We start from the raw sequence: 6,918 nt of genomic DNA on the forward strand, positions 1-6,918 counted from the left end.
GTATTGTTTTTACAGGAATATCCCACACCTTATTTATTAGTGGATTAAAAAATATAAAAGCTCAAACTGCAAGTATTATCGCAAGCCTTGAGCCCGTATATGGAATAATTGCTACCGTTATATTATTAAATGAAATTCCAACATTAAGAGAAGTTATGGGTGGCATAGTTATTTTAACTATGGCAACCTATTCAACATTAAAAACAAAAGATAATACTTAGAAATAACAATAAAGGCTAATATTTTTTAGCCCTTATTTTATATCTTGTATTATATTTTTATTTGTTGCAGGTGTCTTTCTAGTTAGAATATATATACTAACTATGCTTGCAATAGTTAAAAGCATTATCCTAAGGATAGCTTTGTCTATAATAAATATTACAGAAAATCCTATTGTAATCCATATCAATAATATTGCCCTTCTTTTAGCTTTCTTTGGTATTCCATTACCACTCATATAATCAGCTACATATGGAGATAGATATTTATTGTTTAATATAAATCTATATAGTTTATCACTACTTTTAACAAAGCAAGCCAAAGATAATAATAAGAAAGGAGTAGTTGGAAGTACAGGGAGTATTATTCCAATGCTTCCTAGAACTAGACTTATACTCCCTATTATAATCAATATTGCCTTTTTCATATTATTCATTTCCTTTTTCTTTATCTATCCTATCTACTATTTTAGATATTAATTCATCTGTATCTAAATTCCCTCTTTTACTTATCATTTCTAAAGTAGCCATCTTAGACATTGTTTTAAAAAGAATAGGATTTTTTAGTTTTTCAAATTTAGGAGATATATTTAATAAAAAATCCTTTATATATGGATATTCTTCTATTAAATCTCCTATTATCATTTCAGAACTTATATTATATCTATTAGATTTATCATTCTTGTCATTAGTTACTTCTTCTCTTTTAGTGTTTTCCCATGATATAAGCCTTTTGCTACCTTCAAGTTTTCTTATCCTTGTAACATCTTGCATCATTTCAAGTACTCCTCTAAATTTACCTTTCTCATCTCTTACTGCATTGTAAATGATATATATGAATTTATCACCCATATCAATCCAAAATTCAGCTTCATCTTGTTCTCCTTCTCTAAATGCTCTTATTATCTCTTCTACCATCTCTACACTTTCCTTTGGATGGCAATTTTGAACTTTTCTATTTATTACTCCAGGACTTCTTGGAAATATCCTATGTTTTGTGTCAGTATAGAATTTTGATATTTCATTTTCATCTACATATGATAAATCCACTTGCATATGTTTAAATATGAGATTTATCTGTTCTAGTGTAAGCTTTCCTTGGCTTACATCTAACGCTTTATCATTTTCTATATTTTTTAATGATCCATGTTTTATTAGTAAATCCTTTAAATCATTTAAAAGCTCTTTGTTTGTATTAGTTTCATTTTTGTTGTTTATATTCCCATATGATGGAGGAGTATCTATTAGAGCATATCCTATTTCATCATCACCTTTTCTCATTTCTATAAATTCTTCATCAGATATCATATCTATTGCTGTAGGATATAATACATCTTCTTCTTTTTGCATCATATCTTCTACTATATCTATTACTTCATCTTGCATATTCAAGAATTTTTCTTCTTCATCATTTTTTAAATGTTTTAAGGACTGTTTTATTTTATCTTCTACAACATCATCTAATGTCCACATTATTTTAGAAGGTTTGTCAAAGCCTTTCTTTTCAAATGCAGGAAAAAGTTGATTTTGTTTTCTTGAAAAATGAGTTTTTATCTCTAATAATTTATCATATATTTCTAGCCATTTATTTTTTATGAATTTTTCATTTTTCATGATTTCTATTTCTTCTAATACTTTTCTTATAGCTTTTACTTCTTCTAAATAAGTATTTATAGGATGACCTTCTTCTAGTTCTAATTCATTCGTAACTAAAATGTCTTCCACTATAGATATAACTTCTTCTATTCTTTTTGTTAAATCATCATCATTGATTTCATAATTCCCTATATATTGTTCACATAAGGCAAATTCTTGTACTGTTATTCTATCAAAAGAACTATTTATTTTTTCTTTTGCTTGTTGATGATTTATATTTCCTTTTAAATAGTTTATTAATATATTAGTGATTTTTTCTATCTTTTTATCATCTAATTCTAAATATTTATTCATTTCCTCTTCCAAATTTATCACCCTTTCATCATTGATAACAATTATCATTAACCTTAACTTTATCATACACTTATTAAATTTAATATGATATAAATCAATATTTATACTATGCTAAAAGACTTTCTCAAAGAATGAGAAAGTCTCTTAAATTATAAACTCATTTGATATATTTTAAATACATCTTCTTTTTCTAGTGCTTTAAAACTACCTAGAGTTCCACGTGCAACTGCACCTTTAGCCATTTCATCTAAATGTTTATCATCTATATCTACATCAGATAAGGTAGATGGCATATCTAGAGAGTTAAAGAAGTCTCTAGTTTTTTCTATTGATGATTTTGCTATTTCAAATTTATCTTTTGTTTTATCTATATCCCATACATTTATTCCATATTCCACAAATTTATCTACTGTATCTTCTGAAAGTACATATTCCATCCAATATGGAAATAATATTGCAAGACCTACCCCATGGGTTATGTCATAATATGCACTTAGTTCATGCTCTATCTCATGAGCTGACCATTCTGTTTCTTTTCCATAAGCTAAAAGACCATTAATAGCTAAACTCCCAGCCCACATTAAATTTGCCCTTGCTTCATAATTTTCTGGCTCAGACATTACTTTTGGTCCATAATTTATACAAGTTTTTAATACTGCTTCAGCCATTCTATTTTGAAGGTAAGCTTCATTTGTTTTAGAAAAATACACTTCAAATACATGACTCATTATATCTACTACTCCTGCTGCTGTTTGATTTTTAGGTACGCTAAATGTATAAGTAGGGTCAAGTATAGAGAATTTTGGAAATATATTTGGACTTCCTGTTCCTAGTTTTTGCTTTGTTTCTGGATTTGTAATAACTGCCCCTGCATCCATTTCTGATCCAGTTGCTGCAAGTGTTAAAATTGTTGCTATTGGTAGTGCTTTATAAATTTTTCGTGGATCAAGCACTATATCCCAAGCATCACCATCATAATGAACTCCAGCTGCTATTACTTTTGAAGCATCTATTACACTTCCTCCACCTACTGCAAGAACTAAATCAATATCATTTTCTTTGCAAATTTGTATGCCTTTTCTTACTGTATCAATTCTAGGATTTGGTTTTACTCCTTCTAATTCAAAATATTTTATATGATCATTTTTGAATATCTTTACAATATCATCATATAGACCAGTCTTCTTTATACTTCCTCCACCATATACTAAAAGTATTTTATTGCCATATTCTTTTATGTTTTCACTAAGTGTGTTTATTTTATCTTTACCAAAAAACACCCTGGTAGGTATTGAATAATTGAAATTTAACATTTAATCCTCTCCTTTTAAGAGTTTTACATTTACTATATTTATATACCCTTTATTATAAAAATTATTTAATTTCCTTAATATCCTTTAGGATTGTTGTTTTGCCATCTCCATGAGTCTCTACACATATCTTCTAAAGACTTTTGTGCAGACCAATCTAGTTCTTCTTTAGCTTTTTTAGGATCTGCAAAACAAGTTGCTACATCACCTGCTCTTCTTTCTCTTAATTCATAAGGAATATCTACTCCTGTAGCTTTTTTAAAGTTATTTACTACATCAAGTACACTGTATCCTTTACCAGTTCCTAAATTATATGCATTTACACCTTTTGAATTCAATATCTTTTCAAGTGCTTTTATATGTCCCTTTGCAAGATCTACTACATGTATATAATCCCTTACTCCAGTACCATCATGAGTATCATAATCACTGCCAAAAACAGATAGTTTTTCTCTTTTACCTACTGCAACTTGGGTTATATATGGCATAAGATTATTTGGAATCCCTGTAGGATCTTCTCCTATCCTTCCTGATTCATGTGCCCCTATAGGATTGAAATATCTAAGAAGAGATATAGACCATTCTTCATCTGATACAAAGATATCTGCTAAAATCTGTTCTATCATAAATTTAGTACTACCATATGGATTTGTAGTAGAAAGTGGTAAATCTTCTGTTAAAGGAGATTCATTGTTCATACCATATACTGTAGCTGATGAACTAAATACTATTTTCTTCACATCATATTTATTCATAAGTTCACAAAGGATAAGTGTGCCTGTGATATTATTATGATAATATTTAAGTGGTATTTCTACTGATTCTCCTACTGCTTTAAGTCCTGCAAAATGAATTACTGAACTTATTTCATTTTCCTTAAATACTTTTTCTAAATTTTCTTTATCTAGTAGGTCTACCTCATAGAAATCAAAATCCTTATTTGTAAGTTCTTTTATTCTTTTTAATACTTCTGGCTTAGAATTTGAATAATTATCTACTATTATTACTTCATATCCATCATTTAATAGTTCTACTACTGTATGACTCCCTATATATCCTGCTCCACCTGTGACTAATACTTTCATTTAAATATCCCTCCAAATTTATTATATATATATATAATACCATATTTTATCTATATTCTAAATCTTCTTCATCTAATATACTCTCACTGCTATATTCATTAAACTGTTTTTTGATTTTAGGATTATTATCTAAAAAGTTTATTAATTTTTCTATACTTCTTATTGTATCAATACATAAATAATGCTCCATAGCCTCAGCTTCTGCTTTTGCATCACAAGATGAACCTATGGTATCGATAAATTCTCTAAGTATTTTGTTTCTTTCAACCAAGAACTTTCCTTTCCTTTTACCCTTTTCTAATACTTCGATTTTTTCATAGGGCTCATACTTGATATAAGACATTTCATTTAGTTTTTTAAGTCCTTTAACTACAGAAGGCATTGAGACATTTAATATATCTGCTATGTCCTTATTTCTTATTTCTTTCTTATTTAATGATAATCTATACACTTCTTCTAAATAGTCTTCTAAACTTGGAGATAACATTTTGATCATTCCCTTTTATTTTTTTGAATTTCATTAATATTTATTATACCCATATTAATATGATTACTATATAGGAATTTTAGGAGGTTATATTTTGAACATATTAAATGTAGTAATTATTTCTATAGCTTTAGCTCTTGATGCATCAGGAATTGCTTTTTCTATTGGTATTGATAAGAGATTAAAAAAATATGATAAGCTATTTTTCATATTTAGTTTTGGGTTTTTTCAATTTTTGCTAGCATTTTTAGGAGGTTACTTTGGAGTATTGTTTAATATTTATGTATTTAAATTATCTTCTATGATGGGAGGATTAATTATTGTTATAGTAGGAATGATTATGATAAAAGAAAATTTAAGTAATGATACAAAACTCGTTAATTTTACATTTTTAATAAAAATGATATTAAGTATCTGTGTAAGTATAGATGCATTTATTGTAGGATTTTCCACATTTAACAGTTTAGATTCTTCTTTTATTCTTTTAAACTATTCAATAATTATCGGTATAGTAACCTGTTTTCTATCTGCTTTAGCTTTTAGTATAAGTAGATATTTATCTAAAGTAAAATTTTTAAAAAAATATTCTGCTTTTACATCTGGGATAATACTTATATTATTTGGTATTAAAATGATTTTATTTTAATTTGGTTAAAATTACCTTGGTTAAAAATTATGTTATTACATAAAATACTATTGCAACACAAAAACAGATGAAGGCGAGGGAAAACAAAAATGGCTAAAAACACTTCAAACAAATTAGTAGTACCTGAAGCTCGTCAAGCTCTTAACCAAATGAAGGCTGAGATTGCTAGTGAGTTAGGTATGTCTAACTATGAATCTATGGATAAAGGTAATTTAACAGCTAGAGATAATGGTTATGTTGGTGGATATATGACTAAGAAATTAGTTGAGCAAGCTCAAAGAAACATGAGTGGAAAATAGTAATATATAAATATATATAAAAAGATAGGTGAAATTTCACCTATCTTTTTTATATATTATTCTGCTGGAGTAAATGTTCTTGCTCCTAATTCTTTATTTAACATAAATAGACCTTGAGCACTTTCGCCAATTCTATTTAATTTAGCTATAATAGTTTTCATACTAGCTTCTTCTTCAACTTGCTCATCTACAAACCAATTTAAAAAGCTTATAGTAGCATAGTCACTTTCTTCATGTGCTAATTTCATTAAATCATTAATTCTTGATGTAACTTTCTTTTCATGATCTAGGACAGTCTCAAATGCTTCTTTTATTGATGAAAATTCATTTTTAGGCTCTTCCATTTGGCTTATTTTAACTCTACCATCTCTATCATTAATATAATCATAGAATTTTCTTGCATGGAATCTTTCTTCATCTGCTTGAACCATAAAGAAATTCTCAATTCCCTCAAAATCTTCATCTGCACAATATGCAGCCATTGCTAGGTAATAATTTGCTGATACATATTCAAAGTTCATTTGATCATTTAAAGCTTGTAACATTTTTTCTGATGCCATTATTACATTCCTCCTTAAAATTTTGTTTCATTTTCATGTCTAATAATATGTATACCCAACTTACTTAGGTTATAACTATAGATATAGTATAACATATTGTTAACATTTTCTTAAGTGGTTATTCTTTTATACTTATGGCCTCCGTAGGGCAAGAATCTCTTGATTCTTCAGCGCATTCTTCAAAATCAGATGGTACAGGATCGGCTATAACTACTGATATTTGTTCACCATCCATTTCAAAAACATTAGGACATATTGTAGCGCACAGTTGACAACCTATACATGCACCTCTATCAACAAAAGCTTTCATTGGTCCTCTGTCAAGAAAAAGGACAAATTAAACGTAATAAAACTATCTTCTGC

Annotated in this window: 10 protein-coding genes; 3 read left to right on the forward strand and 7 right to left on the reverse strand. The window is 27.9% G+C overall.

All coding sequences use genetic code 11. The features are described from left to right. Positions 1–221: EamA family transporter (locus ACTHUW_RS06370; RefSeq protein ID WP_442199468.1), on the forward strand; the 221-nt coding region annotated here is incomplete at its 5' end. Positions 222–253: 32 nt separating this feature from the next. Here ACTHUW_RS06370 and ACTHUW_RS06375 read toward each other — a convergent pair. The 5 genes from ACTHUW_RS06375 to ACTHUW_RS06395 all read right to left on the reverse strand — a co-directional run bounded on the left by ACTHUW_RS06375 (position 254) and on the right by ACTHUW_RS06395 (position 5,050). Beyond that, positions 254–646, reverse strand: coding sequence for a YbaN family protein (locus ACTHUW_RS06375; RefSeq protein ID WP_442197311.1), 393 nt, complete (start codon positions 644–646; stop codon positions 254–256). 1 nt (position 647) lies between these two features. Further along, positions 648–2,180, reverse strand: a complete 1,533-nt coding sequence (locus tag ACTHUW_RS06380) for a PAS domain-containing protein (protein ID WP_442212825.1) — start codon at positions 2,178–2,180, stop codon at positions 648–650. A 137-nt stretch (positions 2,181–2,317) separates the two neighbouring features. Further along, positions 2,318–3,481, reverse strand: a complete 1,164-nt coding sequence (locus ACTHUW_RS06385; protein WP_442197309.1) for an iron-containing alcohol dehydrogenase — start codon at positions 3,479–3,481, stop codon at positions 2,318–2,320. Positions 3,482–3,555: 74 nt separating this feature from the next. Beyond that, on the reverse strand, positions 3,556–4,563 hold the full coding sequence (gene galE, locus ACTHUW_RS06390) for a UDP-glucose 4-epimerase GalE (protein ID WP_442197308.1): 1,008 nt from the start codon (positions 4,561–4,563) through the stop codon (positions 3,556–3,558). Positions 4,564–4,609: 46 nt separating this feature from the next. Then, positions 4,610–5,050, reverse strand: coding sequence for a metal-dependent transcriptional regulator (locus ACTHUW_RS06395; protein ID WP_442197307.1), 441 nt, complete (start codon positions 5,048–5,050; stop codon positions 4,610–4,612). A 94-nt stretch (positions 5,051–5,144) separates the two neighbouring features. Between ACTHUW_RS06395 and ACTHUW_RS06400 the strand changes: the two genes are divergently transcribed. After that, positions 5,145–5,696: a manganese efflux pump gene (locus ACTHUW_RS06400; protein WP_442199469.1), complete on the forward strand. Its 552-nt coding sequence runs from the start codon at positions 5,145–5,147 to the stop codon at positions 5,694–5,696. An 89-nt stretch (positions 5,697–5,785) separates the two neighbouring features. Further along, entirely contained in the window at positions 5,786–5,995 is a 210-nt protein-coding gene (locus ACTHUW_RS06405) for a small, acid-soluble spore protein, alpha/beta type (RefSeq protein WP_442196876.1), read from the forward strand. A gap of 56 nt (positions 5,996–6,051) precedes the next feature. Here ACTHUW_RS06405 and ACTHUW_RS06410 read toward each other — a convergent pair whose 3' ends face one another. Both ACTHUW_RS06410 and ACTHUW_RS06415 read right to left on the reverse strand, forming a co-directional pair. Further along, entirely contained in the window at positions 6,052–6,555 is a 504-nt protein-coding gene (locus ACTHUW_RS06410; protein WP_442212827.1) for a ferritin, read from the reverse strand. Positions 6,556–6,673: 118 nt separating this feature from the next. Beyond that, on the reverse strand, positions 6,674–6,865 hold the full coding sequence (locus tag ACTHUW_RS06415) for a ferredoxin (protein WP_442196874.1): 192 nt from the start codon (positions 6,863–6,865) through the stop codon (positions 6,674–6,676). Between the last annotated feature and the right edge of the window lie 53 nt (positions 6,866–6,918).

Origin of the sequence: Senegalia sp. (in: firmicutes), from assembly GCF_052088025.1 — a bacterium.
Taxonomy (GTDB): domain Bacteria; phylum Bacillota; class Clostridia; order Tissierellales; family SIT17; genus Anaeromonas.

Excerpts from the sequence above, each read along its gene's own strand:
- ACTHUW_RS06375 (WP_442197311.1), bottom strand. The coding sequence starts at position 646 with ATGAAAAAGGCAATATTGATTATAATAGGGAGTATAAGTCTAGTTCTA.
- ACTHUW_RS06385 (WP_442197309.1), bottom strand. The coding sequence starts at position 3,481 with ATGTTAAATTTCAATTATTCAATACCTACCAGGGTGTTTTTTGGTAAA.
- galE (WP_442197308.1), bottom strand. The coding sequence starts at position 4,563 with ATGAAAGTATTAGTCACAGGTGGAGCAGGATATATAGGGAGTCATACA.
- ACTHUW_RS06395 (WP_442197307.1), bottom strand. The coding sequence starts at position 5,050 with ATGTTATCTCCAAGTTTAGAAGACTATTTAGAAGAAGTGTATAGATTA.
- ACTHUW_RS06405 (WP_442196876.1), top strand. The coding sequence starts at position 5,786 with ATGGCTAAAAACACTTCAAACAAATTAGTAGTACCTGAAGCTCGTCAA.
- ACTHUW_RS06410 (WP_442212827.1), bottom strand. The coding sequence starts at position 6,555 with ATGGCATCAGAAAAAATGTTACAAGCTTTAAATGATCAAATGAACTTT.
- ACTHUW_RS06415 (WP_442196874.1), bottom strand. The coding sequence starts at position 6,865 with ATGAAAGCTTTTGTTGATAGAGGTGCATGTATAGGTTGTCAACTGTGC.